Annotated in this window: 25 protein-coding genes, 1 pseudogene and 1 riboswitch; of the genes and pseudogenes, 16 read left to right on the forward strand and 10 right to left on the reverse strand. The window is 69.6% G+C overall.

The window, feature by feature from the left end; translation table 11 throughout:
• Positions 1–27: 27 nt before the first annotated feature.
• Complete coding sequence (locus NA8_RS26585) at positions 28–2,571, reverse strand: helix-turn-helix transcriptional regulator (RefSeq protein ID WP_157106938.1); 2,544 nt, start codon at positions 2,569–2,571, stop codon at positions 28–30.
• 125 nt (positions 2,572–2,696) lie between these two features.
• Between NA8_RS26585 and NA8_RS26590 the strand changes: the two genes are divergently transcribed.
• Complete coding sequence (locus NA8_RS26590; RefSeq protein WP_063053090.1) at positions 2,697–3,899, forward strand: styrene monooxygenase/indole monooxygenase family protein; 1,203 nt, start codon at positions 2,697–2,699, stop codon at positions 3,897–3,899.
• A 14-nt stretch (positions 3,900–3,913) separates the two neighbouring features.
• Here NA8_RS26590 and NA8_RS26595 read toward each other — a convergent pair whose 3' ends face one another.
• The gene (locus tag NA8_RS26595) at positions 3,914–5,170 is read right to left on the reverse strand and encodes a cytochrome P450 (RefSeq protein WP_063053091.1); all 1,257 of its coding nucleotides are present in this window, start codon (positions 5,168–5,170) and stop codon (positions 3,914–3,916) included.
• A 491-nt stretch (positions 5,171–5,661) separates the two neighbouring features.
• Here NA8_RS26595 and NA8_RS26600 point away from each other — a divergent pair, with 491 nt between their 5' ends.
• On the forward strand, positions 5,662–6,057 hold the full coding sequence (locus NA8_RS26600; protein WP_063053092.1) for a hypothetical protein: 396 nt from the start codon (positions 5,662–5,664) through the stop codon (positions 6,055–6,057).
• Here the strand turns inward: NA8_RS26600 and NA8_RS26605 are convergent.
• A complete protein-coding gene (locus NA8_RS26605) occupies positions 6,047–6,331 on the reverse strand; it encodes a hypothetical protein (RefSeq protein WP_063053093.1) in 285 nt (94 codons plus the stop codon). The genes NA8_RS26600 and NA8_RS26605 overlap by 11 nt on opposite strands.
• A gap of 59 nt (positions 6,332–6,390) precedes the next feature.
• A riboswitch (TPP riboswitch) is annotated at positions 6,391–6,505 on the forward strand.
• Here NA8_RS26605 and NA8_RS26610 point away from each other — a divergent pair.
• The 4 genes from NA8_RS26610 to NA8_RS34770 all read left to right on the forward strand — a co-directional run bounded on the left by NA8_RS26610 (position 6,502) and on the right by NA8_RS34770 (position 10,598).
• Positions 6,502–7,869, forward strand: a complete 1,368-nt coding sequence (locus NA8_RS26610) for a purine-cytosine permease family protein (RefSeq protein ID WP_063053094.1) — start codon at positions 6,502–6,504, stop codon at positions 7,867–7,869. It overlaps the preceding riboswitch by 4 nt.
• Positions 7,870–7,890: 21 nt before the next feature.
• The gene (locus NA8_RS26615) at positions 7,891–8,718 is read left to right on the forward strand and encodes a DUF72 domain-containing protein (protein ID WP_063053095.1); all 828 of its coding nucleotides are present in this window, start codon (positions 7,891–7,893) and stop codon (positions 8,716–8,718) included.
• A gap of 19 nt (positions 8,719–8,737) precedes the next feature.
• Positions 8,738–8,872, forward strand: coding sequence for a hypothetical protein (locus tag NA8_RS35595; RefSeq protein WP_281199187.1), 135 nt, complete (start codon positions 8,738–8,740; stop codon positions 8,870–8,872).
• A 292-nt stretch (positions 8,873–9,164) separates the two neighbouring features.
• Entirely contained in the window at positions 9,165–10,598 is a 1,434-nt protein-coding gene (locus NA8_RS34770) for an alpha/beta fold hydrolase (RefSeq protein WP_218019513.1), read from the forward strand.
• 18 nt (positions 10,599–10,616) lie between these two features.
• On the opposite strand, the gene NA8_RS26625 is transcribed toward NA8_RS34770, so the two are convergent.
• The 5 genes from NA8_RS26625 to NA8_RS26645 form a co-directional block, all read right to left on the reverse strand.
• Positions 10,617–10,940 carry a ribbon-helix-helix domain-containing protein gene (locus NA8_RS26625; protein WP_063053096.1) on the reverse strand — a complete coding sequence of 108 codons (324 nt, stop codon included), beginning with the start codon at positions 10,938–10,940 and terminating at the stop codon, positions 10,617–10,619.
• The gene (locus tag NA8_RS26630; protein ID WP_063053097.1) at positions 10,933–11,211 is read right to left on the reverse strand and encodes a hypothetical protein; all 279 of its coding nucleotides are present in this window, start codon (positions 11,209–11,211) and stop codon (positions 10,933–10,935) included. The genes NA8_RS26625 and NA8_RS26630 overlap by 8 nt, the downstream gene beginning before the upstream one ends.
• 33 nt (positions 11,212–11,244) lie before the next feature.
• Positions 11,245–12,663: a DUF4153 domain-containing protein gene (locus NA8_RS26635; protein ID WP_245664017.1), complete on the reverse strand. Its 1,419-nt coding sequence runs from the start codon at positions 12,661–12,663 to the stop codon at positions 11,245–11,247.
• A gap of 344 nt (positions 12,664–13,007) precedes the next feature.
• A complete protein-coding gene (locus tag NA8_RS26640; RefSeq protein ID WP_063053135.1) occupies positions 13,008–14,051 on the reverse strand; it encodes a HAMP domain-containing sensor histidine kinase in 1,044 nt (347 codons plus the stop codon).
• Between the two features lie 38 nt (positions 14,052–14,089).
• Positions 14,090–14,785: a response regulator gene (locus NA8_RS26645; protein WP_063825394.1), complete on the reverse strand. Its 696-nt coding sequence runs from the start codon at positions 14,783–14,785 to the stop codon at positions 14,090–14,092.
• 60 nt (positions 14,786–14,845) lie between these two features.
• On the opposite strand from NA8_RS26645, the pseudogene NA8_RS26650 reads away from it, so the two are divergent.
• Positions 14,846–15,085, forward strand: a pseudogene (locus tag NA8_RS26650) (MFS transporter); the annotation flags it as partial.
• Between the two features lie 10 nt (positions 15,086–15,095).
• Here NA8_RS26650 and NA8_RS26655 read toward each other — a convergent pair.
• The gene (locus tag NA8_RS26655) at positions 15,096–16,232 is read right to left on the reverse strand and encodes a lipase family protein (RefSeq protein ID WP_063053099.1); all 1,137 of its coding nucleotides are present in this window, start codon (positions 16,230–16,232) and stop codon (positions 15,096–15,098) included.
• A gap of 118 nt (positions 16,233–16,350) precedes the next feature.
• On the opposite strand from NA8_RS26655, the gene NA8_RS26660 reads away from it, so the two are divergent.
• From NA8_RS26660 to NA8_RS26680, 5 genes are all read left to right on the forward strand, one after another.
• Positions 16,351–16,980: a TetR/AcrR family transcriptional regulator gene (locus NA8_RS26660; RefSeq protein ID WP_063053100.1), complete on the forward strand. Its 630-nt coding sequence runs from the start codon at positions 16,351–16,353 to the stop codon at positions 16,978–16,980.
• A gap of 74 nt (positions 16,981–17,054) precedes the next feature.
• Complete coding sequence (locus NA8_RS26665; protein ID WP_245664018.1) at positions 17,055–17,759, forward strand: endonuclease/exonuclease/phosphatase family protein; 705 nt, start codon at positions 17,055–17,057, stop codon at positions 17,757–17,759.
• Between the two features lie 157 nt (positions 17,760–17,916).
• Positions 17,917–18,444 carry a hypothetical protein gene (locus NA8_RS26670; protein ID WP_063053102.1) on the forward strand — a complete coding sequence of 176 codons (528 nt, stop codon included), beginning with the start codon at positions 17,917–17,919 and terminating at the stop codon, positions 18,442–18,444.
• A 349-nt stretch (positions 18,445–18,793) separates the two neighbouring features.
• Positions 18,794–19,366, forward strand: a complete 573-nt coding sequence (locus tag NA8_RS26675) for a copper chaperone PCu(A)C (protein WP_063053103.1) — start codon at positions 18,794–18,796, stop codon at positions 19,364–19,366.
• Positions 19,359–20,564 (forward strand): Dyp-type peroxidase, encoded by a 1,206-nt coding sequence (locus tag NA8_RS26680; protein ID WP_063053104.1) that lies wholly within the window; start codon positions 19,359–19,361, stop codon positions 20,562–20,564. The genes NA8_RS26675 and NA8_RS26680 overlap by 8 nt, the downstream gene beginning before the upstream one ends.
• 82 nt (positions 20,565–20,646) lie before the next feature.
• Here the strand turns inward: NA8_RS26680 and NA8_RS26685 are convergent, their stop codons facing one another.
• Positions 20,647–22,257 (reverse strand): transcription termination factor Rho, short form, encoded by a 1,611-nt coding sequence (locus tag NA8_RS26685; RefSeq protein WP_245664019.1) that lies wholly within the window; start codon positions 22,255–22,257, stop codon positions 20,647–20,649.
• 81 nt (positions 22,258–22,338) lie between these two features.
• Between NA8_RS26685 and NA8_RS26690 the strand changes: the two genes are divergently transcribed.
• The 4 genes from NA8_RS26690 to NA8_RS26705 all read left to right on the forward strand — a co-directional run bounded on the left by NA8_RS26690 (position 22,339) and on the right by NA8_RS26705 (position 25,733).
• Complete coding sequence (locus NA8_RS26690) at positions 22,339–23,100, forward strand: enoyl-CoA hydratase (protein ID WP_063053105.1); 762 nt, start codon at positions 22,339–22,341, stop codon at positions 23,098–23,100.
• Between the two features lie 294 nt (positions 23,101–23,394).
• Positions 23,395–23,916 (forward strand): SRPBCC family protein, encoded by a 522-nt coding sequence (locus tag NA8_RS26695; RefSeq protein ID WP_063053106.1) that lies wholly within the window; start codon positions 23,395–23,397, stop codon positions 23,914–23,916.
• A 12-nt stretch (positions 23,917–23,928) separates the two neighbouring features.
• The gene (locus NA8_RS26700; RefSeq protein ID WP_063053107.1) at positions 23,929–25,098 is read left to right on the forward strand and encodes a zinc-dependent alcohol dehydrogenase; all 1,170 of its coding nucleotides are present in this window, start codon (positions 23,929–23,931) and stop codon (positions 25,096–25,098) included.
• 191 nt (positions 25,099–25,289) lie between these two features.
• On the forward strand, positions 25,290–25,733 hold the full coding sequence (locus NA8_RS26705) for a Fur family transcriptional regulator (protein WP_063053108.1): 444 nt from the start codon (positions 25,290–25,292) through the stop codon (positions 25,731–25,733).
• Positions 25,734–25,762 lie beyond the last annotated feature (29 nt).

A 25,762-nucleotide genomic window follows, 5' to 3' on the forward strand; every position in this document is an offset into this window, starting at 1 on the left:
TCGGCCGAATGCGATTCGGGGCTCGCCTCAGCGCCGGGCGCGCTGCGGTTTGCGCGCGGCCTCCTCGGTCACCTGGGCCTGCCGGTCGGCGGGCACGAGGGCGCGGATGTCCTCTCGCGAGCCGATCATCAGTTTCTGCAGGATCGCGGCCATCTGGGCGTCGACCGTCTTGAACGAACTGCCGCGCCGGGCGGCGATGGCGGTGTTCGTCCAGCCCGCAGCCGCCAGCACGGCCACCTCCTGTTCGGCCGCCGACAAGTCCTCCCAGTGCGAAGGACGGTGCCGCCGGACCGGATGCTCGACGGGTAGGCGATCCAGCGACAGCTTCCCCAGCGCCAGCTGCGCCACCTCGCCCAGTTCCGGCCGCAGCAACGCACCCTCTCGCTCCGCCTCCGCGAAGGCGATCTCGCCCAGGACCGCCCGCGCGGTGCCGGCGGCGATGTCGGTCTCGGTGGCGAACGGGCCGAGATTGGCGATGTCCACACCGATCCTGTCCCGCAGTGTGGCGCCGCCACCGGTCAGGCGCGCGACTTCGCGCGCCCAATCCGTCACGGTGCCGGAGCGTTCGCCGTCGGTGTCGCGGATCAGGCGCGCCAGTGCCCAGGCACGGATGTGGACGGCCCATACCGCGCCCCATTGGTCGCGTATCGCCAGCTGAGTGGTCAGCGACGCGTGCGTCACGGCAAGCGCTTGCTCCGGGTCACCGTGTTTGGTCAGTGCGATAGCCCGGGCCAGGCCGACCCAGGACGCCGCCCACCGCGCCCCGGAGCGCTCGGCGTGCTCCAGGTGCCGCTGGGAGATCTCCAAGGCCTGCGCGGGTGTCCCGAGCAACGCCGAGGCCAGCGCTTCGAACAGTTCGCTCATCGCGGCCCCGCCACGGTCACCGTCGGCGGAGAACTTCTCTCGCGCGCGGGCCAGCACCGCGATCGCGCGTACGTCGCGGTCCACCAGCATCATCTCGGCTCCTCTGGCGAATTCGACCGGAGCGGGCAGACCGAGGTCGTGGTCGGGCTGCTCGCGCCAGCCCGCCCGGGCGGCGCGGTCGGGCGCGCACAGCGCGATGCACTCGTCGAGCATGCGTTCGGCGTCGTGGTGCAGGCCTTGACACAGGCTGATCCACGCGATCAGCGACATCGTCGTGACCTGCAGCGGCTTCGGCGGCGGGGCGAGTTCCCGGCTGGCGGCCAGCGTGCGCTCGGCCCAGCGGCGCGGTTCACGCAGCGAGCCGATGAGGAACGGGCAGCGCAGCGCGATCAGCCCGGCGGCGATCTCCAGCCCGACGGCGGCCTCCTCCGCGGTGGCGAGGCTGCCCGCCATCGCGCACAGCAGGTTGTCCCAGGCTGCCCGCGCCCAATCCAGCAGCCGCTGTTCGTCCGGGCCGAACCATCCGGCTCGGGCGGCGACGACCTTGTCGCGGTAGTAGCGGCGGTGCCTGCGCGCCAGCCGGGCCGGTTCACCGCCGCGTTCGCTCGCGCGCTGCTGGGCGAACAGGCGGACGCTCTCCAGCAGCGAATACCGCACCGTGGTCGCGGTCAGATGCACCGAGACCAGCGATTGGTCCGCCAATCGCTCGAGCAGGCCTTCGATCTCGGCGCGGGCCAGGCCGTCCGGCTCGTCGTCGGCGCAGACCGCCTCGATCGCCTCCAATTCGGCGCCGACGTCCGACTCCGCCGGGTCCGCGTTCTCGTGGTCCACGTCGTACCCGGCCGCGAACACCGACAGCCGGTCGAACAGCAACCGCTCTTTGTCCCCGCACAGGTCGTAGGACCAGGCGATGACGTCGCGAATGCCTTGGTGACGCGCCTCCGCGCCGACCCGGGGACCGTGCGACCAGCGCAGCCGCCGGTCGGTCGCCTCACCACTGAGGTCGCGCAGGATCATCGGCAGCGGCTGCCGCGACAGCCGCGCGGCGGCCAGCCGGATGTAGAGCGGATGGTTGTGCACATGACGGCAGATCGCCACCGCCAGTTCGGTCTCGTCGTCGCCGACGGCGTGCCCGGTCAGGCCGGCGCGGGCGCGGAACAGAGCCAGTGCCTGTTCCCTGGACAGGGCGGGCACCGGCACCAACTGCTCGTCGACCCAGCCGATCGCCTCGCGGCTGGTGGCCAGCACCGTGAGGCCCGGCGCCGCCTCCAGCAGGTCGGCGATCACCCGGCCCGCGCCGTCCAGGACGTGTTCGCAATTGTCCATCACCAGGATCGTCTGCAGGGTTCGCCCGACCGCGTCGCGGCGGCGCAGCGTGTCCAGCACCGCCTCCCACGCCGAGCGTCCGGAGAAGTCGGCGTGGATCAGCGACCGCGCGAGGAGTTCCTCGACCGCCGCCGCGTCGGCGTCGCGCGACAGCAACGCCAGGCGCACCCAGTGCACCGGAACGCGCCGGGCCTTGTGGAACCGGTGCACCGCTTCGGTCGCCAGCCGTGTTTTGCCGATGCCGCCCGCGCCGATCAGCGTAACCAGGCGGGTCCCGCCCAGCAGCGCCATTCCGATCCTGTCCAGCTCACGTTCGCGCCCGACGAAATCACTGGCGGGCGCGGGTGGGAAACCCGGGTTCGACGCACGTCCTACCGACACAACAATGCAGCGTAGTCCGGCCGCATCCGGAGATTCGCGGGGTCTCTACCGATGTGGCGCACCCACCTATACGCGGACTATTGCGCTGTCGCGGTAGTCGATCGCACGACCGGAAGGACAAAAGGGTGGGACAGATACTGGTACTCGGGGCGGGCGAATGCGGATTACCCCTCGCCCATCGCCTGCTGCGCGGCGGCCGGGCCGTCACGCTGGTGACCGATCGGGACGCCGAGGCGGTGCTCACCGGAACGGTGACCAGCACCCAGGTCAAGTTCCCGCCGACGCTCGACCTCGAATCGGACCTCGGCCTGGGCTTCTGGCGCTCGACCGCCCCGACCATCGAAGGTATCCGGTTCACCATGGCCGTCGACCGTGCCACGGTGGTGACCTGGGCCGGACGATTCACCCGCCCCGCGCAGAGCGTGGATCAGCGGACGGTCTTCGCGCGCTGGCTCGGCGAGTTCCTGGCCGCGGGCGGCGACCTGCGCATCGCCGAGCCCTCGGTGGCGGAACTCGATCGGGCCGCCGCCGACTACGCCCTGACCGTGGTGACCCGCGCCGGTCGCGAACTCGCCGACTGCTTCGAGGCCGATCCGGGGTGGCCCGCGCCCGCCACGGCGCTGCGGCGGCTCGCCGTGCTGTACCTGGACGGTGTCGAGCCGGACCCGGAGGGCCTCGGCTCCTACACCGCGCTACCCGAGCACGGTGAAGTGATCTCCTATCCCGGCCTGACCGGACGGCCGGGGCAGGAACGCCGCTGTGAGATCTTGCTTTTCGAGGCGCGGCCGGGCGGCGCGCTGGACGTATTCGACCAGCACGGCACGCCGGCGCAGCGCTGGACGCAGGCCAGGCGATTGCTGGCGGCGCACTTGCCCGCCGAACTCGCCGATCGCTACCGGCACGCCGAACCGACCGACGCCGGGGCCACGCTGGTAGGGGCGGTGACCCCGGTCATGCGTCGTCCGGCGGGCGCCCTGCCCTCGGGACGGCCGGTGCTGGGCGGAGGCGACGTCGTCTGCCGGATGGATCCCGGTGGCGCGCAGGGCGCCAACAATGCCGTGCACTGCGCGATCCGCTACGGCGAGGCGATCCTGCACGACCCGGACGGTCCCTATGACCGCGCGTGGATGGAGTGGGCGGCCGCGCCGTGGCTGACGGCTGTGGCGCACCCCGCCGCGCGGTGGACGGCGACGGTGCTCGATCCGCCCCCTGCCATGCAGGAGATGATGCTCGCCGCCCAGCACGAACCGGCGCTGGCCGACGCCTTCGCCGATACCTTCGCGCGACCGGCGAACCTCGCCCGCCTCGCACCGAAAATACCGTCCTGACCGGTTACCGGATCTCAGGATCGCCAGGGCGGCGTTGCCGGGAAAACGACCGGCAACGCGGCCAGGGCACGGTGGAAAGGCCCCGGCCGCCAAGTCATTTCGTGCACCGGCACGGCGGCCCGCAGTTCCGGCAGCGCGTCCAGCAGCTGGTCGACCGCATCCTGGGCGATGAGATAGGCCGGGTCGCGGGCGGGGCAGGCGTGCGGTCCGGCGCCCCACGCCAGATGCGACCGGTTGCCGCTGTGGTTGTGCCCGCCGATCGCCGGGTCGTTGTTGCAGGCGGCGAAGCTGATCACGACCGGTTGGTTGGCCGGCAGCCAGACGTCGTCGATCAGGATCGGCTGGCGCGGATAGGTGACCGAGAAATTGGCCATCGGCGGGTCGGTGAACAACACCTCGTCCAGCGCATCGCGAGTGGACAGGCTCCCGCCGAGGACGTCGCCGCCGAACCGGTCGTCGGTGAGAATCAGCAGCAGGGTGTTGACGATCAAATTCTGCAGCGGTTCGATGCCCGCGCCGTAGAGCACGACGAGCTGGTGGATCACCTCCGCGTCGTCCAAGCCGGCCGGATGTCGCAGCAGTCGCGTGGTGATGTCTCGGCCGGGCTCGGCGCGCTTCAGTTCGATCAGCCGCATCAGCGCGGCGCCGAGCATACGGTTGCCCTCCTCGGCGTCCACCCCGTCGAACACGGCGGCGGTCGCGGCGGCCACCTCCTGCCCGATCTCCGGCGGGCAGCCCAGCAGGGCGTTGATCACCTCGAAGGCCAGCGGAAGGGCGTACTGGGACACCAGGTCGGCGCTGCCCACCGCATCGAAGGCGTCGATCAGCCCCGCCGCGATCCGCTCCACCGTTTCGTGCAAGCCGTGCAGGTCGACGGCGTTGATGCTCGCGGTGTTGACCTGCCGGTAGCGCGCGTGCGCCGCGCCCACACTGCGCATGGCGTTGGGACGCCACTCCAGTACCGGCAGCACCGGGCAGTCGGCGGGGACGTTCGCCTGCCAGGCGCGCGGGTCCGCGGGAAAGTGCTGCGGGTCGTGCATGATTCGCACGGCGGTGTGATAGCTGAGCACCAACGTCGCGGGCACGCCCGGGGCCAGCTCGACCGGCGCCATCGACCCGTAGCGGGCCCGCATCTCCCGGTAGGCGCGATGTGGATCGGCGGCGAACTCCAGGGAATGCAGCGATGCCCGCTCGATCCCGTGATCGATGGGCGAACCGTGGTGGGCGCCACAATCGTTGATGGTCTGGTCGAGGTCTCGGGGCGTGGTCAACGCGTGACTCCCACAGTAGAAGCGTCTTCGGCGAGCGCGGGCGAGCGAACTCGGCGCGAATCGTCGCGACATCGTCGTCGTTCGGTCCATGCGGTGCGCCGCCGCGCCGCGTTCGGGGCACCGCGCAGCAGGTCGACACACAGGATGGTCGCGTAGGTAGAGAACGGGCATCGGTAGAGGCGGGCGGCCTGCGGCAATGCGATTACTCGTCCGCGCGGCAACCGAAGTCGAACACGGCACGCCGACCACACCTCCTGCCTCGCTACCACGATCACCGGCGGCTGAGCGCGGCTCGTCCCCGCTCTTGAATCCGATTGCGATGCTGGGTATTCGCTAGGGCAGGCATGGGCTGAGGGGGCGGTCTGCTGCGCTTCGAGGGGGCCGACCGCGTGCTCGCATCGCCGGGAGCACAAGCGCTTCGACGTGCGGATGGCTGGTGTATAACTTCCCTCGGCCCGGTCGACTCCACCGACAAGCGATAGCGAGACACGATGCACGGTTACCTGAATCAGGTGTCCCAAGGCACGACACCCTCCGGCTATCCGACGCGCGAGCCCGAGACCCACGCGGTCGCACCGCCCCGCACAGCGGATCTCGTCGTCAGCGCCCTGTTGTGGTTCCTGCCCGCGACGCTGGCCGCGATGTCGACAGTCCTCGCGCCGTGGTTCCTGATGGCGGGCGGCATTTGCGCGTCCAAGCCCGAGTGCCGGGTCGATACGGGCGCGGGCGTCTGGATCATGGTCGGGGGCGGGATCGTGGGATTCGCTGTGGGGGCTTTGCTCTCGGGTATGGCGGCCCGGCAGGGGCGGGCGTTGTTCCCCGGCGCGCTCGTCGGTGCGGTACTGGTCGTGCTCGCCTGGTTCGCCGCTTCGTTCCTCATGGGCTGAGACGCCGGGCGGGCCGGATGGCGGTTCGGCGGGAGTGGCTGCCGCCGACACGTTCCGGCGCCGGAAGATGGGCACCAGCTCGGTCGCCGCGTCTCCCGGCGCCGAAATCGTCTTCCCGGTACGGATTCTCGGCCGCCCCGACCGTGCCGCCGAGCGGAAGCGGCGCGTGCGAGTAGGTGCCCGAACCGTAGCGGCGCCCGTGCCTTCGGGTGTAGACGGCGTAACCGGGATGCTCGACACCGGCGTGGGCCTGCTCGAGCCGCGCCGATGTCACGGCGATCTCCAGGCAACCGACCCGGCGGAAAATTGGCGCGGGTGTACTATTCGCCGGAATCACCCCACCGCGGGAGCTCGGGCAGGGCCGGGCTGAGAGGGCGAACCGCACTCGTCGCCGACCGCATGCACCTGTCCGGGTAATGCCGGCGTAGGGAGAGCGTTTCCGTCATGTCGTCGTCGACCCGTGCCGCCGCGAGGCGGGAAGCCCCGCTGACCCTCGACCAGCCCGCCCCGAAAGTGCTCTCGTTCTGGGACCAGAGCGCGTTCTGGGCCAATCTCGGCGTCAGCCTCTTCGCGTTCTCCGGCGCGTATACGGTGCTCGCGCCGAACCCCGAGGGAGCCGCGCAGCTCTCGATCGCGGCCGGAATCCTGGCGACCGTCCTGGGCACCCTGGTGGGTGCGGCGATGCTCGGTGCCGCGGCACTGACGGGCGCGCGCACGGGACAACCCGCGATGGTCCTGCTGCGCGGGCTGTTCGGCGCGAAGCTCAGCTATCTGCCCACCGCGCTCAACATCGCTCAGTTGATCGGCTGGGGAACGTTCGAGCTGATCGTCATCGGTGACGCGGCCGAGGAACTGTTCGGCGGTGATCCGCACTGGCTCTACGTGGTGGTCGCCGGCGTGCTGACGACCGTGCTCACGATCTGGCCGCTGGGCTCGGTGCGGTTGCTGCGCAGATTCGTCACCGCGGGCGTCGTGATCGCCCTGGTCTGGTTCTACACGCAGTTCTTGCGCGCCGGTCTGCCCGATCTGCGGGCGAACCCGGGTCCGAGCGGGGGCGGGCCGTTCGGCGTCGACTGGAACCTCTTCTGGGTCGCCACCGATGCCGCCTTGGCCGTCTCCATCTCGTGGGTGCCGGTCGCCGCCGACTACACCCGGCACGCCCGCTCCGGTCGCTCGGCATTCGGCGCGGCAGGCGGGGCGTACGCACTCACCCAGATCATCGCCTACGTGCTCGGCCTGTTCGCGCTGGCCCTGGCGACCGGCGAAGGCGGACCATACGCACCGTTCCTGCACGTGAGCCTCGGTGCGCTGTTCTTCTTCGTCTTCGTGCTGCGAGAAGCGGATCAGTCCTTCGCCAATGTCTATTCCACCGCCGTCTCGATCCAGAATCTCGCACCGCGCGTGGATCGCCGGGTGCTCTCGATCGGCCTGGGCGCCCTGATCACGATTCTGGCCCTGCGGTTGAACATGGCGAACTACTTCGGCTTTCTCGGGCTGATCGGCTCGGTGTTCGTGCCGCTGCTCGGTGTGCTCGTCGCCGACTTCTTCTTGCGTGCCCGCCGCGAGTGGAACACCGCGCCGGACGCGCCCGCGCGCTGGGGCATGGTGGCCGCCTGGCTGGCCGGGTTCGTGGTATATCAACTGGTCAACCCGGGTGACGCCGGTGCGTGGACACGATTCTGGGACGACGTCCAGCAGGCCCTGCACTTCACCGGGCAGGCGTGGATGAGCGCATCGCTGCTGTCGTTCGTGGCGGCACTGGCGGTGGCCTGGCTGGTCGGCAAGGTGACGGCGAAGACCCCATCGGCGTAGGGGATTTGCCACCATGGAGAGATGGGCCGGATCAGGATCGGTACGTCGGGCTGGGTCTACCCGCCATGGCGCGGAACGTTCTACCCTCGGGGCCTCGCGCACAAGCGTGAATTGGCCTATCTGTCGGAGCGACTCGACAGCGTCGAGATCAACGGCTCGTTCTATTCGTTGCAGCGTCCGTCCAGTTACCAGAGGTGGGCGGAGCAGACTCCGGACGACTTCCTGTTCGCGGTGAAAGGCAGCCGCTTCATTACCCACATGAAGCGGCTTCGCGACGGTGACGAACTGCTGGCGAACTTCCTCGCGTCCGGCCCGCTGGCGCTCGGGCCCAAACTGGGCCCGATCCTCTGGCAGCTGCCCCCGACCTTCCGCTTCGACGCCGACGTGCTGGACGTCTTCTTGTCCGGGCTCCCCCGCAGCACCGAGCAAGCCGCCGAGATCGCGCGGCGGCACGATCACCGCGTCGACCCCGCGCACACCAGCACCGATGCCGACCGGCCGGTGCGGCATGCCCTGGAGATCCGGCACGACAGTTTCATGACCCCGGCGTTCACCGATCTGCTGACCCGTCACAACGTGGCCCTCGTCGTCGCCGATGCCGCGGGCAAGTATCCGCTGCTCGAAGCGGTCACCGCCGACTTCGTCTACATCCGGTTGCACGGGCACGACGAGCTCTACGTCAGCGGATACACCGACGAGGGCTTGGACATGTGGGCGGAGAAGATCCACTCGTGGGCGAGCTCGTGCGACGTCTACACCTATTTCGACAACGACGCGAAGGTGCGGGCGCCTCGCGACGCGATGGCGTTGCGCGAGCGCCTCGAACCGGTCGTCCGGCCCGCGGGGTGAGGACAGGAAGGTGAGGCCGGTGCGGCCGGTCGCGGTCTGCGGGCCGAGAGAGTGCACGTCGCGGGAAGCGGAGTGGGCGCGCGCGGTCGGCGGGCTCTTGGCACGCGCGGTGGGCCGGGTGCTGGACGGGATCGCACAGGCCGAGCCGACCTGATATCACCCGGGCGGCCCGAGTCGGACGGACGAATGGTCCCGATGCCGCCGAATCGGCCACAGCGCTTGCCATCGAGCATCCCCTGGGCGGAAAGCCACGGCCCACCGTCATTGCGTGAGACGCGGCTCCACCTGCTCGACCTGTGCCGGGTATTCACGCCGTGATGTCCTAAGCCATCCGATTACCCACCGCCACAGTTGTTTCGGCATGCCGAGACCTCTGATCCGGTCTGGCACAAAACTTTCTGATCACGCAATCTTGCGCCCCACGCAAGTTTCGTTAGGGTGGAGACGTGGCATTCGTACTCGGCCTGCGCGAGCGCAAGAAGCTCGCCACTCGCGAGGCGCTCGGCTTCGCGGCGCTGCGGCTGGCTGTGGAACGCGGAGTGGACAACGTCCTGGTCGAGGACATCGCCGCGGCGGCCGAGGTGTCGCCCCGGACGTTCAACAACTATTTCGCGAGCAAGTACGAGGCCGTCTGCTCGGTGGCGGTCGACCGGGCCCGCCGGATCGCCGATCACCTGCGCGAGCGGCCCGCCGACGAGCCGCTGTGGCCTGCGGTGATCCACGCCGTGCTGGCGGAGTTCCGTGATGCCGAGCCGCCCGACCCCGCGTGGACCGCCGGCGTCCGTTTGGTCACCCGAGCGCCGTCGCTGCAGGGCGAGTACCTCAAATCCCAGGCGGTGATCCAAACCGCCCTTGCCGCGGCCATCGCCGAGCGCACCGGACGCGACCTCGGCGCCGACATGTTCCCGCGGATCATGGCGGGCGCCATCGCGGCCGCGCTGTCGGTGGCCATCGACCGATGGGTCGACGCCGATCCCCCCGTTTCCGCGCTACCGGTCATCCGGGAGGCGTTGCGGCAACTGTCTCTTCTTCCAGGAGCATTCCCGATGGACGTACCGACCCAGCACACCCTCGCCGTCCCCGGCGCCACGCTCTACTACGAGATCCGCGGCAACGGACCGGTGTTGTTGCTGATCCCCGGCGGCAACGGCGACGCCGGGACTTTCGACGGCATCGCCGAACGTCTCGCCGACCGATACTGCGTGGTCTCCTACGACCGGCGCGGTTTCACCCGCAGCCCCCTCGACGGACCGCCGGACAATCGCGTGATCACCGATGGCCAGGACGCCGCGGCGCTGCTCACGCACCTGACCGACCAGCCCGCCCACGTGCTCGGCAGCAGCTCGGGCGCGATCGTGGCGCTCGAATTGCTGCGCGCCCGGCCGGACCTGGTGCGCACGCTGGTCGCGCACGAACCACCGCTGGCCACACTGCTGCCCGATGCCCAGAAGTGGCTGACCTTCTTGGACAGCGTCCACGAACAGAGCAGGAGCGAGGGCACGCTCGCGGCCATGGCGGCGTTCGCGGAGGGCATCGGTCTGCGGATCGCGCCACCTCCGCCGGGCGAGCAGTTGCCGCCCGAGGCCGTCGAGATGATCGGGAGGATCCAGCGGAACCTGGTGTTCTGGATGGAGCACGAACTGAGGCAATACCCGCGCTACATCCCGGATCTCGCGGCGTTGCGTGCGTCGGCGGACCGTCTGGTGCTCGGGGTCGGGCAGGACTCGCGAGACACCTTCCCGGCGCTCCCGAACGCCGCGCTCGCGGAGAAACTCGGGCTGGACGTCGTCGAGTTCGCGGGCGACCACGTCGGCTACCGCAGCGCACCCGACGAGTTCGCCGCCCGGCTGCACCGGATCCTCACCCGCGACGACCGGTGACGCCGTCGCGGCGGAAACTCACGCCGACTGCCGCAGCGGATGAAGGGCGGCCAGTGCTCGCAGGGCGTCGGCACGCGAAATGGGCTGGTCGTTCTCCAGGGCGGCCAGCTCCAGTTCGATCCAGTCGCGAATGAGTGCGGACATGGTCACGTTGCGCTGCTCGGCGGCCTTCTTGACGCGCTGGTGCAGCTCCAGCGGGATGCGCAGCGACGTGGTGACGGTGACCGTGTCCTCGGCGCGCAGCGGCGGGGGCAGCTCGGCCGGGTGGACGGGCGCGTCGCCGTATTCCAGACCGGACAGGAAGTCCCGGACGTCCTCGGGGTTCGTCGGATAGTCAGTCATCGGCGTGCTCCCAACGCTCGAGTTCGGCCACCTGGGCTTCGGTCATCTCGACCGCGCCCAGGATGTCCCACTGCCAGCCTTCGGTGCGGCGGACAGCGACGATGAGCGGTCGGCCCGTCTCGGTCCGGCCCCACACCGTCAGGACCGTGAGTTCGTTCCGGCCACGCGCCCACCGAGGCCATCGGCGGGCGCCCATGAGCACCTGCAGCACTTCGCGAGGGTCGATCCCCACCAGCGACAACAGTGCCCACTCAGGCCAGTTATAACCCACGATCAGCGATAATACAAGTGTATTGCACGGAGCTCACCGCGCTCTCGCCCGGGACAGATTCCAGCTCGGCCAGGCGTCCCCGTCGAGGTCCGCCCGCAGCCGGGTACGCACCTGCGTGCGCAGCGGCTCGGGGAGCCGGTCGGTCGCGGGCAGGATGTCCGGCGAGAGGGTGACCAGGTATTCGATGTCCAGCGTTTTGCCGCGCTGCCAGCGATCGATGTTCTGCTCGGCGATCAACCGCTCCGGGTCCAGGACGGCCAGCGCAAGCAGCGTCGCCATCGCGGTGCCCACCACGGCGCGCGGCAACCATTCCCGGCGCAGCCGCAGGACCGCGGCCGACACCAAGACGTAGACCAGGCCGAGCCACAGTTCGCAGACTTCCACCAGCAGGCGCAGCACTGTGAACCCGTAGGCCTGCTGGTAGGTCCACATCCGGCCGAGCGCCGAGGCGACGATCACCAACGCGAGCACACTCACCGCCACCAGCAGACCCCGCAGCCACCACCGGTCGGCAGCGGTGTCCTGGGCCGCCCAGCGCAGCACGACCATGAGCACCGCGAGGGTCAGCACGGTGACGGCCGACAGCTGCCAGAAACCGGTGCGCGCGTATTCGGCGTAGGTCAGGCCCGAGGTCTGCCGGACGTAGTCGTCGCCACCGAAGAGCACCACGAACTGGGTCGCGACGAACGCCGCGAACAGGACCGCGAGCGCGCCGACCGGCAGCGCCCATTCCGATCGGCGCAACGTTCGCGCGGCCACCGCCGCTGTGGCGGGCGGCGGCGGGCCCGCCAGCAGGAACAGCGCGCCGAGCGTGCCGAGACCGGCCACCGCGAACAGCGCGATCCACCGCGCCATCGACGGAATGTCCACCTCCGGCGTCACGGTTTCGAGCAACGCCGCGAACATGGCGTCGGCGCTGCCGAGCAGCGGGACGAACACCGTGAGCAGCGCGACGGTCACCGCTGCCGACAACCCCAGCCGCCACGCATGTGGCGCGTTCCCGCTACGCACGCGGGCGGTACCGGCGTATGCCCACGGCACGGCGGGCGCCGCCGCGAGCCAGACGGCGAACGCGTCGTAGAGGATGCCGTTCGCCGAGCGGCGTGCGACGACCGCCAGCGAACCGGCGACGCATGCGGCGACCACGCACAACGCGAACAACCAGCCGGCGGCGCGGACGGCCCCTACCGCGAGCAGGGCGAGCGCGAGCGTCGCCCACCACAGCCGCCCCGCGTTGTACCGAGGAGAACCGCTGCGGGCGGTCTGTCGTTCGAACGTCGCCTCGCCCGCATCATCGCTCGTCGTACTCGCCGCTCGCCTACGAGCGTCGCGGTCGACGAGGAACACCGCCGACGCGGCGATACCGGCCGCGAGGAGCCACCCGACGCCGGGCCGGTCCCAGTGGATCAGCACCGCGGCAGCCGCTCCGGAGACGAGCGCGGCGAGCGCCACGCCGGGAGGGCAAGCGACCCGGCGCCACTTGGGCGGACATGGGGGAAACATCGGGCCGGTCACCGGCGGACCGGTGTTCTCCGCACGCACCTGGGCAACCGCGACCGCTGCGCGCCCCGGCGGCGCCCACACCGATGCCGGCGTAGCGGGAACTTCGCTGGAATCGGTTGCGGATGGCGCGGATTCAGCCGGCGGAACCGAGGACATCTCATCGGCCGGCCCGGATGGCGCCGCGCCGGGCGCCGGCGCTGGTTCGGGATCTGGAGGCATGGTTCGTTCCTTCGATAGGCGTGCGGAATCACCCCGGGTCCGCTCCCGCGGTCCGGGTCGGGTGGTGTGGCAGATCAGCGTCCGGGCAGAACCACCCGGATGCGGGAGCCGGGATCGGCGACCGCGATGGCGCCGCCGTGCAGGTCGACCACCCAGCGGGAGATGGCCAGACCCAGTCCGGTGCCTCCGCCCGCGCTGCGGCCACCCCTGGTGAACCGGTCGAACACTTGGGCTCGTTCGGCGAGCGGAATGCCGGGGCCGTCGTCCTCGACCTCGATCACGATCTCGCCCTGCGATGCGCGCACGGCCAGGCGGACTTCCCCGCCCGCGGGCCCGTGCCGGGCGGCGTTGTCGAGCAGGTTGAGCAGCACCTGATGCAGGCGCGCACGGTCGGCGTACACGCGGGCGGCGCCGGGCAACACGTCGGTGCGGAAGCGCACGCCGCGGCCGAGCGCGGCGGTCATGACCTCCGCTTCGGCGACGACGTCGGCCAGCAACGGCGCGATCGGCAGATCCTCGCGATCGAGCGGGAAGGCGCCCGCTTCGATGCTGGAGAGGTCGAGCAATTCCGAGACGAGAAGTGTCAGCCGCTCGGTCTGGGCCAGCGCGGTGCGCAGGGTCGCCGGGTCGGGTTGGGAGACGCCGTCGACCAGGTTCTCCAGTACGGCGTGCAACGCCGTGATCGGGGTGCGCAATTCGTGCGAGACGTTCGCGATGAGATCGCGGCGTTGCCGATCGGCCGCCGCCAGGTCGGCGGCCATCTGGTTGAACGCCTCGGCCAGTTGCCCGACTTCGTCGCGCGAACTCGCCCGCACCCGCAAGGTGTAGTCGCCGTGGGCCATCCGCTTCGCCGCCGCGGTCATCTCCCGCAGCGGCCTGGTGATGCCGTGGGCGAGGAATTGCGAGGTGACCAACGCGATCACCACCGCGGTGAGCGTGGTGCGCGGCGGCAGCCACCCTATCTTGAATCGGAAGAACCCGAACGCGACACCGCCGGAGCACAGCATGAGGATCGCGAGCTTCAGCTTGATCGACTTCACCGGGTCCAACGGCCGCGGCAGCAGCTCGGCCACCCCGTCGCTGAGCCTGCGCCACTCGCCGGAAACGGTGCCGGACATCGCCTTCCACACCCGTGGCGCGTTCTCGGGACCGGCGCTCATCGGGCTTCCAGGGCGTATCCGACGCCACGCACGGTGCGGATCAGGTCGGCGCCGAGTTTGCGGCGCAACGCCTTGATGTGGCTGTCGACCGCGCGGGTGCCCGCCGCGTCGGACCAGTCCCAGACGTCTTCGAGCAGTCGCTCCCGTGCGAGCACCATGCGCGGGCGCCGGGCCAGCCGGGCGAGCAGATCGAATTCCAGCGGCGTGAGCAGCGCCTCCACCTCCGCGCGCCAGACCCGGCGCTGGTCGACATCGATGCGGAGATCACCGACCAGGATCGTGGCGCCGTCGCGATCGGCCGCCCGGTCCATCCGGCGCAGCAGCGCGTGCACCCGGGCAGCGAGCACACGCAGCGAGAACGGCTTCGTCAGATAGTCGTCCGCGCCGACGCCCAAGCCGACGAGCTGGTCGGTTTCGTCGGCGCGCGCGGTCAGCATGAGCACGGGCACCGCCCGGCGCGCCTGAATGCGACGGCATACCTCCAGGCCGTCGAATCCCGGCAGCATGACGTCGAGCACCACCAGATCGGGGTCGACGGCCTCGGCGGCGGCGACGGCCGAGGGGCCGTCGTGGGCCAGCTCGACGGTGAACCCCTCCGCGCGCAAGCGTGCCGCGACGGATGCGGCGATGGTCATCTCGTCGTCTACGACCAGGATCCGCCGTGCGGGGTGCGCCGGTGCGCTGTGTTCCATGCACCGAACCCTAGCCACCGGTTGTGGAGAGAACCGGCGGCATTTGTGGAGATTTCGTGATTGATGCGCTCGATCGGGACCACGGTGTCCGCGGCGGTCGCCGGAGTCGTTCTGGCGCAGATGAGCACCGGTCTCGGTGGACACACCATCCCCACCGCGGCCGGTTTCCGCACCGAGCTGCTGATCGGGTGCGGCGTCTGCGTGCTCGCCGCACTGGTCGCGCTGGCCATTCCGGTCCGCAAGCCCACCGAGCCGCCGCGGGACACCGCAGACCTCGAGCCCGCGGCCGCGCGCGCCTGAGCGCCCCGGCTCAGGCGAACAGGCGCGCGACGAACGGAATGCTGTGCGGCAACGAAGCGGCCATCGTGGCGCTGTGATCCTTCCCCGCGTACACGTGGATGTCCGGCCGGACACCGTGCGATTCCAGATCGATGACCAGCTTCGCGGTCAACGGCGCGGGGACGTCGGTGTCGTTGGTGCCCTGTCCGATGAACAGCGGCCGGTCGTATCCCGTCAGCGGGACGTCCATGACCGGGCGGGCCGTGACGACGAAATCGCCGTCGGCGAGCGGGCGGGAGAACAACTGGTCGACCGAGATTCCCTGCGCGCGATCAGCGAGCGGCTGGAAGCACAGCGATTCCGCGGCGGTCGCCAATTGCTTGCCGACCGGGCTGAGATAACTGTCCAGATCGAAGCCTGGTCGCGCCGCCTTCACTCCGTTCATCACGTACGCGATGTAGGCGGTGAGGTGCGCGTTGCCGATCGCGGGCACACCGGGTCCGATAAACGAAGCGGCCTCGACGATATTGGAGGCCGGGCCGGTGGCGACGGCGCCGCGATAGTCGAGATCGGGTGCGTATTTCGTGGCCAGTGACGCGGTGAACACCGCGGCGCCGCCGCCTTGCGATTGCCCGATCGCCACCCACTTCGACGACAGCGAATCGTCGGCCGCGCGAGCCGCACGCACCATGTCGATCGCCGCGTGCGCCTCGGCGCGTCCGTCCAGGTACGCGTGCGGTCCCGGGGTGCCCAGACCGATGTAGTCGGTCGCGACGACAGCGTAGCCCTGGCGCATCCAGGTCGCCAGGTAGTCCAGGTCGCGTTTGCTGCGACCCGCGGTGGAAGGCGCGCATTCGTCGGCGAGGCCGACCGTCCCGTGCTCCCAGGACACTACCGGCCAGCCACCGCTCGGCGGCGTGCCCGCGGGCACGAAGACAGCGCCGCTGGACAGCGCTGGCTGGTCGTCGGAGGTCCGAGTCCAGTACGTCAGGCGATGGGCCGTGCCCGCGCCCTCGATCCAGAGCGGTTCGGGCATTGCCTCATCGGTGGCGACCGTGCCCGGCGCCGCCCCCGGCCCCGCGGGATCGGCCACCACCGGACCCATCTGCGCCCCCGCGCACAGCAACGCCGCCATAGCCACGGTAAATCCCGCACGTCGCACCGACATGGGCGTCACCTCTCGATCGTCGGCTTGGTGTCTCGATGAGACACTATAGCCCGGCAATCGGCTAAAGTGTCACTTTGAGACATCAAGGTCGGGGACATCGCGAAGAGAGACTGCGGGCATGACGGGCGTGAACGGTCCACGCGAACGTGAGAAGACGCGGGTGCGCCGGGAGTTGGTCGAGGCGGCGCTGCGGCTGTTCGAACTACACGGGTTCGAGCAGACCACCGTGCAGCAGATCGCCGACGCGGCGCAGGTCTCGCGGCGCACATTCCATCGCCATTTCCCCTCGAAGCTCGCGGTGGTCTTCAGCCACGAGGAAGACCTGATGGCGCAACTGCTCGCCGCCGTCGACCGGCGCCCGGTGAGCGAATCGGTGCTGACCGCCCTGCGCGCGGCGCTGCGCGACTTCTTGCTCGACGAGCAGGACGCCCCGGCACGCCACCGCCAGGCGGACACGGCGCGCCGGGCCAGGCAGCTGCTGGTCGGCAACCCGGAATTGCGCCGGGAGAACTTCATCGGCGCCCTCGGACGGCAGCGCTCGATGGCGCAGAACTTCGCCGCGCGCGCCGGGCTCCCTGCCGGCGATCTGCGGCCGCAGCTCACGGCCGCGGCCTGTTTCGCGGCCTTCGGCGTCGGCCTCGATCACTGGATGATGGGTGCGGACCATTCGATTCCGGCCCTCCACCGCATCCTCGATCGCGCGGTGGCCTCGCTCCAGCAGGGCGTCGACATCCAGAGCGCGGGCTGAGTGCGCCGAGGGTGGCGCAGCCCGCGCCGTAACTTGTTCCACCCCGGTCGCATACCATCGCGAAGGTGATCACGGTGGCCACTTGGAATGTTCTGCATCGCGTGCACGCCGAGAACTGGTACGAGGACGTCGCCACCCGATGGCCGGACGAGGGCGCGCGGATCGCCGCGGTGACCGCGCGGGTGGCCGAACGCACCGAACGGATCATCGCGTTACAGGAGGTCAGCGGCGATCAGTTGGCCGGCCTGCGAATGGCGCTGCCGGGCCGGACGATCCACGCGATGCGGTATCAGCGGCTGCCGACACCGCGGCGCGTCCCCAGCTCCCTGCTCGACGGCGGCGAATATCTGGTCGTGCTCACCGCCGAGCCGAGCCGTGAAGTCACCGCCGAATCCTTCGCGCAGGACCGCGGCAAAGGCGCTCTCGTCGTCGACGCGGGCGGCCTGACGGTGATCGCCACCCACGTGACCGGTGACCGGCGGCGCACAGACCAACTCACTCGCCTGGCCGAACTCGCCACCGACGCATCGCAGAACGCCGCGGTGCTGCTGGGTGACTTCAACATCGACCGCGCCTCCGTCGCCGCCGGGTTGGGTGACGACTTCGTCGTCGCCGAATACGCCGCAGGCGCGATCCCCACCCGCCCCCGCGATTCGGGCCCGAAGTCGCAGTACATCGACCACGTGGTGGTGCACGGCGCCACCGTCGCGGCGGCGGCGGTCGACGACGTCGGCGGGGTATCCGACCACAATCTCGTCCACGCCGCCCTCACGGTCTGAGCGGGCCACCGCGGACCGTCGTCGCTGTTCTGCTGCACACATATTGCGCACCAGGCCGATTGGGTCCGAACAGCCCGGAGTCGCGGCAGACCCGACGGCCCGGGCATGAACTCGATCCGGTGCCGGTCACCGCTACGACAGGCAGTAGTATGAACCGGTGGGTAATCCGGCGGTAGTGGCGGCGCGGTTGCGCGGCGCGTTCGTCGGATCCGCGGCCGGGGCGGTGAGCATCGCCGCGCACGCACTCGGTGGCGGCGCGCTGTCTCCCGGCGCCGCACCGATCGCCCTGCTGATCGCCGCGTGCGCGGCGGTGGGCGTGCTGGCCGGTGCGTGGCCCCACCGGCGTGGACCGGGCGAGATCATGGCGACGCTGGCGGTCGGGCAAGCCGTCGCGCACCTCGCATCCACCCTCTCGGCCGGCCATCACCACCACGCGGGCACCACGTGGGCCATGCTCTGCACGCATCTGGCGGCCGTTCCGCTCGGCGCGCTGCTCATCCGCGCCGCCGAACAGGCTGTGCTGCGTGCGGTTTCCGACGTGCGGCACACGGTGCGCGCGCTCGCCGACGGGCCCAGCGCACCGGTCCGGATCGGTTCGTTCGCCCTCGGCCGGGCGCTGCCCCATCCACGGCGCCTGCTGCTCGGTTCGGGCTCCGGTCTGCGCGGCCCACCACTGCGCGCCTGACCTCTCCCTCGCGCCGGCGCGCGTCGCGGGCTTCCCGCCTGCGACGCGAATCGGATCGACATCGTGCGGCTGGAGAAAACCTGTACGAACCGTCGAATGCCACGGCAGATCGTGGGTCGGCGCAGCGATTCGCCACGAGATTCGCAGGGCCGCGGTCTATTCGGCGAGTTCCCATTGGGTTGCGGCGTTCGTAGCGAACGCCCGGAACGATCCGGTCATGTCGCGACGAACCCGCTGCGCCGACCGACAGCACCTGGTGACGGACCGACAGGCCCACCGACGGATCGGTTGTCCAACGCCTCGTCGGCGCACCACACAACACCACATCACACAAACTTCCGGAGTTCTCATGGCTGTTAATACCTTCACTCCGCCACGCATCGCTCGCCTCCTGCGGGGCGCGATCGCCGCCGCGGCGGTGCCTCTTCTGCTGACCGCGTGCTCATCGGCCGACAAGACGGACACCGTCGCATCCGCCGATGCGGTGACGATTGCCGACCAGTGGGTCAAGGCGGCCGACAGCGGGATGTCGGCCGCGTTCGGCGAGCTGATCAACAGCGGCGACACCCCCCGCACCATCGTCTCGGCCACCAGTCCCGCCTCCGGCCGGATCGAGCTGCACGAAGTGGCCACCGACGCGAACGGGACGAAGGCGATGCGGCCCAAACGCGGCGGTTTCGTCATCCCAGCGCACGGCCGCACCCGACTGCAGCCCGGCGGCGACCACATCATGTTCATGGACCTGCACGGACCACTGCGCACCGGATCGGAGACGTCGCTCACGCTGACCTTCGACGACGGCTCGAGCACGACATTCACCGCCCAGGTGCGCGACTTCGCGGGCAATCAGGAGAACTACGTGCCCGAACACGCGGGCGGCGAGTCACACGCCGGCGCGCAGACCCCCGCGCACGGTGGCTGAGCGGAGCGGACCGCGACCCGCACGGATCAACCGGCGACTCCTGCTGGGCGGCGGCGCCGCGGCAGGCGTCGCCGGTGCCGGGCTCGGCGCCGCCCGCGTCGGACAGCGGAAACCCGATCCGTCGCCGTGGGACGTGGCCGTGCCGTTCTACGGACCGCACCAAGCCGGGATCGACACCGTGGCGCAAGCGCACGCGGCGTTCGTCGCATTCGATCTGAGGGCGGAAGTCCGGCGCGAGGACCTCGTCGGACTGCTGAAGATATGGACCGGCGACGCCGCCCGGCTCACCCAGGGCAGGCCCGCCCTCGCGGACACCGAACCCGAACTGGCGCAGCGTCCGGCGCGACTCACCGTTACCGTGGGTTTCGGGCCCGCGGTGTTCGCGGTGGCCGGCCTCGAGCACCGCAGGCCGTCCTGGCTGCGGCCGTTGCCCCCGTTCCCCATCGATCGGCTCGATGCCGCCTGGAGCGGAGGCGACCTGCTCTTGCAGGTGTGCGCCGATGAGGCGACCACGGTGTCGCACGCGGTGCGTGTGCTGTGCCGAAGCGTGTCGTCGCTGGTCGCCGTGCGCTGGGTGCAGCGCGGATTCCGCGACGCCACGCCGGGCAGGACGCCGCGCAACCTGATGGGCCAGGTCGACGGCACGGTGAACCTCGCTCCCGGCACACCGGAGTTCGCCCGCCTGGTGTGGGACGACGGCGCGACCCAGCCCTGGCTGAGCGGCGGTACCTCGTGCGTGCTTCGGCGGATCGCGATGACATTGGACACTTGGGACCGAATCGACCGAGAAGAAAGGGAACTCACCATCGGCCGCACCGTTGCCAACGGTGCTCCGCTGACCGGAACCGACGAGTTCGACGAACCGGACTTCACGGCCGTCGACGCGAACGGGATACCCGTCATCCCCCCGTCGTCGCACATCGCTCGGGCTCATCACACCCACGACGGCGAGCGCTTCCTGCGCCGCGGTTACAACTACGACGACGCGCCCGCGCCGGGCGGGATCTCCAACTCGGGTCTGCTGTTCGCCGCCTATCAGCGCGACGTGGACGCGCAGTTCGTTCCGGTGCAGCGCCGGCTCGCGGAATTCGACGCGCTCAACGTATGGACGACGCCGGTCGGTTCCGCGGTGTTCGTGATCCCGCCCGGGGTCGCGGCACCGGGCGGGTATCTCGGGCAATCGCTGTTCGAGGCGTGAGACGTGTTCGGCGCCCGGCGGGCGCCGAACACGTCGCGTCCGCGGAACAGCTGCAGGACATCTCGTCGAACAGCGCATCGACTCAGCCCGCGTTGCGGATCTGGGTCAGGAACTCCGGATTGGTCTCGGTTTGCCTCATGCCGGTCAGCAGGAGTTCGAGCGCTTGCCGCGGGTCGCGGCCCGCGAGGGTCTTTCGCAGCGATCGCGTGGCGGCGAGTTCATCGGCGGTGAGCAGCAGTTCCTCTTTGCGGGTGCTCGATCGGTCGATGTCGATCGCGGGGAACAGGCGGCGGTCGGCGAGGTGCCGATCGAGCTTCAGTTCGGCGTTTCCGGTGCCCTTGTACTCCTCGAAGATCACGGTGTCGGCCAGCGAACCGGTCTCGACCAGGGCGGTGGCGATGATGGTGAGCGAGCCGCCGTTCTCGATATTGCGAGCGGCGCCGAGGAATTTCTTCGGGGGCGCGAGCGCCCCGGCGTCGACGCCACCGGAGAGGACCCGGCCGGATCCGGCGGCCGCCAGGTTGTAGGCGCGGGCCAGCCGGGTCAGCGAGTCCAGCAGCACGACCACGTCGCGGCCCATTTCGACGAGACGTTTGGCGTGCTCGATGGCCAATTCTGCCAGCGCGATGTGTTCGCGGGTCGGCTGGTCGAAGGTCGCGGCGGCGACCTCGGCCGGCACCGCGCGGGACAGGTCGGTCACCTCTTCCGGGCGTTCCCCGACCAGTACCAGCATCAGGTGGCACTCGGGATGATTCTTGGCGATGCCGTGCGCGATGGATTGCAGCACGGACGTTTTGCCCGCCTTGGGCGGTGCGACGACCATCGCCCGCTGGCCCTTGCCGATCGGCATGACCAGGTCGGTGACGCGAGTGGTCAGCTCGTGCGGCTCGGTCTCCAGCCGTAGGCGGTCCTGCGGATAGATGGGGACCAAGTCGGCGAAGTGCGGTCGCGACCCGGCATTGCCCGGAGGCAGGCCGTTGATGCTGTCGACTCCGATCAGCGGTGCCGGTTGCACGCCTTCTCGCCTGGATCCGACTGTGCCGGTGACGATATCGCCGCGGCGAAGGCCGTGCTCGCGGATCGAGCGCGCGGGCACATGAGCATCGCGCGGTCCGGGCAGGTAGCCGTCGACGCGCAGCGAGGCACGGTTGTCGGTGATATCGAGGATGCCGGTGACCGATGTCGTCCGGTTCTCTCCGATTACGTTGTCTTGTCTGCGAATAGTGTTGTCCTGCATGGTCTTACTCCTGGTGAGTTGTGGATGCGGCGGGTCGCCATGAATGCCGCCTGCTGGGAAGGACGCTCGCTGCGCGCCGGTGTGCTGGGTGGCTGAAGCGATCCGGTCCGAGCGCGGTGCCGTGGACACGGCATGCGAGATCGCCGTGGCGAATGTGGACTCTTGTGGGAGGGAACTGTCACCTACATCCACAAGATGGAGACCGCACCAACAGTAGCGGCACCAGTGACAACACGCAATGGCGCCCGAGTTCACCACGGCCGTAATCGGCGCGCCGCCCTGCGCCAGCTTGGCCACCGCGCCTCCGAACGCCCCGCCGAAGTCGACCTGACCGGTCGCCGCCGATTGGATGTCCTGCGGGCCGCTGATGGTATTGCCTTGCCACTCGAGCTTCACTTCGGCGTCGAAGAAGCCGCGATCCTCCGCGAGTTCCGGAATGGGCAATCTCGCGGCCATGATTGTCTTCGGCGCGATTGGAAAGCGGCAATCATCACGTGCGTGTCCACCGGCCGCTCCCGGGCGCCTACGATCCCGGTCATGGCGGAGATCAGCACAGAGCGGCGGGACAAGGTCGCGGTCATCACCGTGCACGACCCGGATCGGCGGAACGCGTTGACCCCGGATCTGTCCGGACAACTGGCCGCCGCGGTGGCCGAGGCCGAGCGCGATACCGGCGTGCACGCGGTGGTCGTCACCGGAACCCCGCCGGCGTTCTGCGCTGGCGCCGATCTCAGCGCGCTCGGCGAGGCCCGCGAGCAGGGGCTGCGGGTGATCTACGACGGATTCCTCGCGGTCGCGCGATGCGCACTGCCGACCGTCGCGGCGGTCGGCGGCGCTGCCGTCGGCGCGGGACTCAACTTGGCCTTGGCCGCCGACGTGCGGATCGCCGGTCCGCACGCCCGGTTCGACGCCCGGTTCCTGCGGCTCGGCATTCATCCGGGTGGCGGGATGACCTGGATGCTGCAACGCGCCGTCGGGCCGCAACGAGCCGCCGCGATGACGCTGTTCGGGGAGATCCTCGACGCCGAGGCCGCCCTCGGCGCCGGTTTGGCGCACCGGGTGATCGACGGTGACCACGACGCACTGCTCGCCGGCGCGGTCGAGTTCGCCGCGGCCGCGGCCCACGCGCCGCGCGACCTGCTCATCACCACCAAGCGCACCATGCGCCACACCGCGAATCTCGCCGCCCACGCCGATGCGGTCGATGCCGAGATCGTTCCGCAGGTGGCCTCTCTCGAATCCCCCGAATTCGCCGCGCGGCTGGCGGCGAAGAAGGCCGAGATCGGCCGAGCGAGATGATCTGACGGCGCTCGTGGGGCAGGGGCCGGCCGCCGAGCGCGACCCCGGTCGGCGGCCGACAGCTGAGGACGGCGAGCTCCGCTCCCGCTGACCTTGCCGGAATCGAGCGAGAACGGCGAATCCGGTTTGGCGTATCCGGCGGCGGGTAGCCGCTTCGAGACCGCAGAGGACATGGGCGGCAGTACTTGCTCCGCGTCCTCTGCGACCGACGATTCGTGCCGCTGACCAGCAGGGCACGGTGCTTCTCGTGCGCGTCGAAGTGTCTGGCGACTACGGAGAGCAACAGGAGGCCCCATGCACTACATCGATGACACCAAGCATTTGCTGAGCGACCTCGTGGGGCGGCTGATCGAGTCGGCGAGTAGCTATTCGAGCAGCCAAACCGTGACCATCGCTCGCCCGCGAGCCGAAGTCGAGCGGTTCTGGCGCGACCCGGCGAACCTGTCCGAGGTGCTCGGCGATATCGCCGAGGTCAGATCGACCGAACCGTCGACCTACGAGTGGACGTTGCACTCCGGCACCGACGGGCGCACGACCTGGAAGACAACCCTGCGCGAGGAGGACGGGCACCTGCGCTTCGTCGGCTCCGACGACGAGGACAGCGCCTCCGCCCGTGGCATCGAGGTCGACCTCGGCTTCCGGGACGCGCCGCGCAATCTGGGCACCGAAGTGACCATGCGGGCGCGGACCCCACTGCCCGACCTGCTGACCGGCGCGGTCATGTTCACCGCCCTCTATCGAGCCCGAGCCCGGCTGCAGACCGGCGAAATGCCCACTCTCGCCCACAATCCGAGCGCTCGCTCGTCGGCTCGGTGAACAGGAGGAGACATGCGTGCGCTCTGCTGGAACGGCGTCAACGACCTCGCCGTGGAAACCGTGCCCGATCCGACGCTGGTCAATCCGCACGATGTCATCGTGCAGGTGCGGCTGACCACCACCTGCGGCTCCGACCTGCATTTCATCGACGGATATCTGCCCGGGATGCGGGAAGGTGACGTTTTCGGGCACGAATTCATGGGCGAAGTCGTCGAAATCGGAGCCGAGGTCGGCTCGACAAAGGTGGGCGACCGCGTCGTCGTCCCGTCCTTCATCGGGTGCGCATCGTGCTGGTATTGCGACCACGAACTCTATTCGATGTGCGACACCACCAATCCGAACGGTGCGCTGCAACAACCGCTGCTCGGCTATCCGAGCGGTGGAATCTACGGTTACACCCACCCCTTCGGCGGCTATCAGGGATCACACGCGGAATATGTCCGCGTCCCCTTCGGCGACGTCAACTGCTTCCGGATACCGGAAGGCATCACCGACGAACAGGCATTGTTCCTGTCCGATGCCGTACCGACGGGCCTGATGGGCGCCGAGTTCTGCAACATCCACCCGGGTGACACCGTCGCCGTGTGGGGCAGCGGCGGCGTCGGATTGATGGCCGGGCACACCGCCCGCCTGCTCGACGCCGACCGGATTTTCGTCATCGACCGGTTCCCCGAGCGGCTGCGCGTCGCGAGTGAGCAGTTCGGCGCGGAGACCATCGACTACACCGCCGTCGACAGCGTCCAGGAGATGCTGCGCGAGAGCACTGGTGGCCGCGGCCCGGACGCCTGCATCGATGCCGTCGGGATGGAAGGGCACGGCACCGGACTCCAGCAGATGTACGACAAAGCCAAACAACTCCTGCGGCTGGAATCCGATCGCGCGGCACCGCTGCGAGAAGCGACTCTCGCGTGCCGGAAAGGCGGCGTCGTCGCGGTGCTCGGCATCTACGGACTCACCGACAAGTTCCCCATGGGGGTCGTGACGAACAAAGGCCTCACCATCCGCACCGCACAGCAATTCGGGCAGCGGTATGTGCCCCGGATGTTCGATTACATCCAGCAGGGTGACCTCGACCCGTCCTATTTGATCACCCACGACATGCCACTCGACGACGCGGTGTACGGCTACGACATCTTCAAGCACAAAAAGGAAGGGTGCATCCGATCCGTCTTCCGGCCTTGACGCCGGATTTCCGGAGGAATCGGTGACCCTCCGGGCGCCACGCCGGGGCACCCGGGAACGCCCGGCGGTGGACCCGCCCCACCCGCGCCGCTGACCGGCTACCAGGCCCGGAAGCACCGATCTCGATTGGGAGAGCGCGACTTTCGGACACACTCTTGACTCGTTCCAGAAAGCGGACGAGACTTCCGTGCATGCCAACGGCCACGGAATTCCAGCAGCTGCTGCGAGGAGTTTCGCTGCGTGTGACCCGTCCCCGGGTAGCGGTGCTCAGCGCGGTGCACGACCATCCGCACGCCGACACGGAGTCGATCATCCGTGCGGTTCGATCCGCGCTGCCCGAGGTGTCCCATCAAACGGTGTACGACTCGTTGAACGCACTCACCGCTACCGGCCTGGTGCGGCGTATCCAGCCCTCCGGGTCCGTCGCTCGCTACGAGTCGCGGGTCGGCGACAATCACCACCACGTCGTATGCCGGGCGTGCGGGGTGATCGCCGATGTCGACTGCGCCATCGGCGATGCCCCGTGTCTGACCGCGTCCGATGACAGCGGGTTCTCGATCGATGAGGCCGAAGTCATCTACTGGGGCCTGTGTCCCGACTGTGTGGAAGCACAGGCTTCCCGATCACATCCGTGATCGCAGCCCACATCACTCATTCAGGAAGG

The organism is Nocardia arthritidis NBRC 100137 (genome assembly GCF_001612765.1).
Taxonomy (GTDB): Bacteria; Actinomycetota; Actinomycetes; order Mycobacteriales; family Mycobacteriaceae; genus Nocardia; species Nocardia arthritidis.

Bases quoted from the DNA above. Each gene is read 5' to 3' on its own strand.
- NA8_RS26675 (WP_063053103.1), top strand. From the start codon at position 18,794: ATGGCTGTTAATACCTTCACTCCGCCACGCATCGCTCGCCTCCTGCGG.
- NA8_RS26660 (WP_063053100.1), top strand. From the start codon at position 16,351: ATGACGGGCGTGAACGGTCCACGCGAACGTGAGAAGACGCGGGTGCGC.
- NA8_RS26625 (WP_063053096.1), bottom strand. From the start codon at position 10,940: ATGACTGACTATCCGACGAACCCCGAGGACGTCCGGGACTTCCTGTCC.
- NA8_RS26655 (WP_063053099.1), bottom strand. From the start codon at position 16,232: ATGTCGGTGCGACGTGCGGGATTTACCGTGGCTATGGCGGCGTTGCTG.
- NA8_RS26705 (WP_063053108.1), top strand. From the start codon at position 25,290: ATGCCAACGGCCACGGAATTCCAGCAGCTGCTGCGAGGAGTTTCGCTG.
- NA8_RS26700 (WP_063053107.1), top strand. From the start codon at position 23,929: ATGCGTGCGCTCTGCTGGAACGGCGTCAACGACCTCGCCGTGGAAACC.
- NA8_RS26600 (WP_063053092.1), top strand. From the start codon at position 5,662: ATGCACGGTTACCTGAATCAGGTGTCCCAAGGCACGACACCCTCCGGC.
- NA8_RS26685 (WP_245664019.1), bottom strand. From the start codon at position 22,257: ATGGCCGCGAGATTGCCCATTCCGGAACTCGCGGAGGATCGCGGCTTC.
- NA8_RS26610 (WP_063053094.1), top strand. From the start codon at position 6,502: ATGTCGTCGTCGACCCGTGCCGCCGCGAGGCGGGAAGCCCCGCTGACC.
- NA8_RS26615 (WP_063053095.1), top strand. From the start codon at position 7,891: ATGGGCCGGATCAGGATCGGTACGTCGGGCTGGGTCTACCCGCCATGG.
- NA8_RS26645 (WP_063825394.1), bottom strand. From the start codon at position 14,785: ATGGAACACAGCGCACCGGCGCACCCCGCACGGCGGATCCTGGTCGTA.
- NA8_RS26690 (WP_063053105.1), top strand. From the start codon at position 22,339: ATGGCGGAGATCAGCACAGAGCGGCGGGACAAGGTCGCGGTCATCACC.
- NA8_RS26695 (WP_063053106.1), top strand. From the start codon at position 23,395: ATGCACTACATCGATGACACCAAGCATTTGCTGAGCGACCTCGTGGGG.
- NA8_RS26640 (WP_063053135.1), bottom strand. From the start codon at position 14,051: ATGTCCGGCACCGTTTCCGGCGAGTGGCGCAGGCTCAGCGACGGGGTG.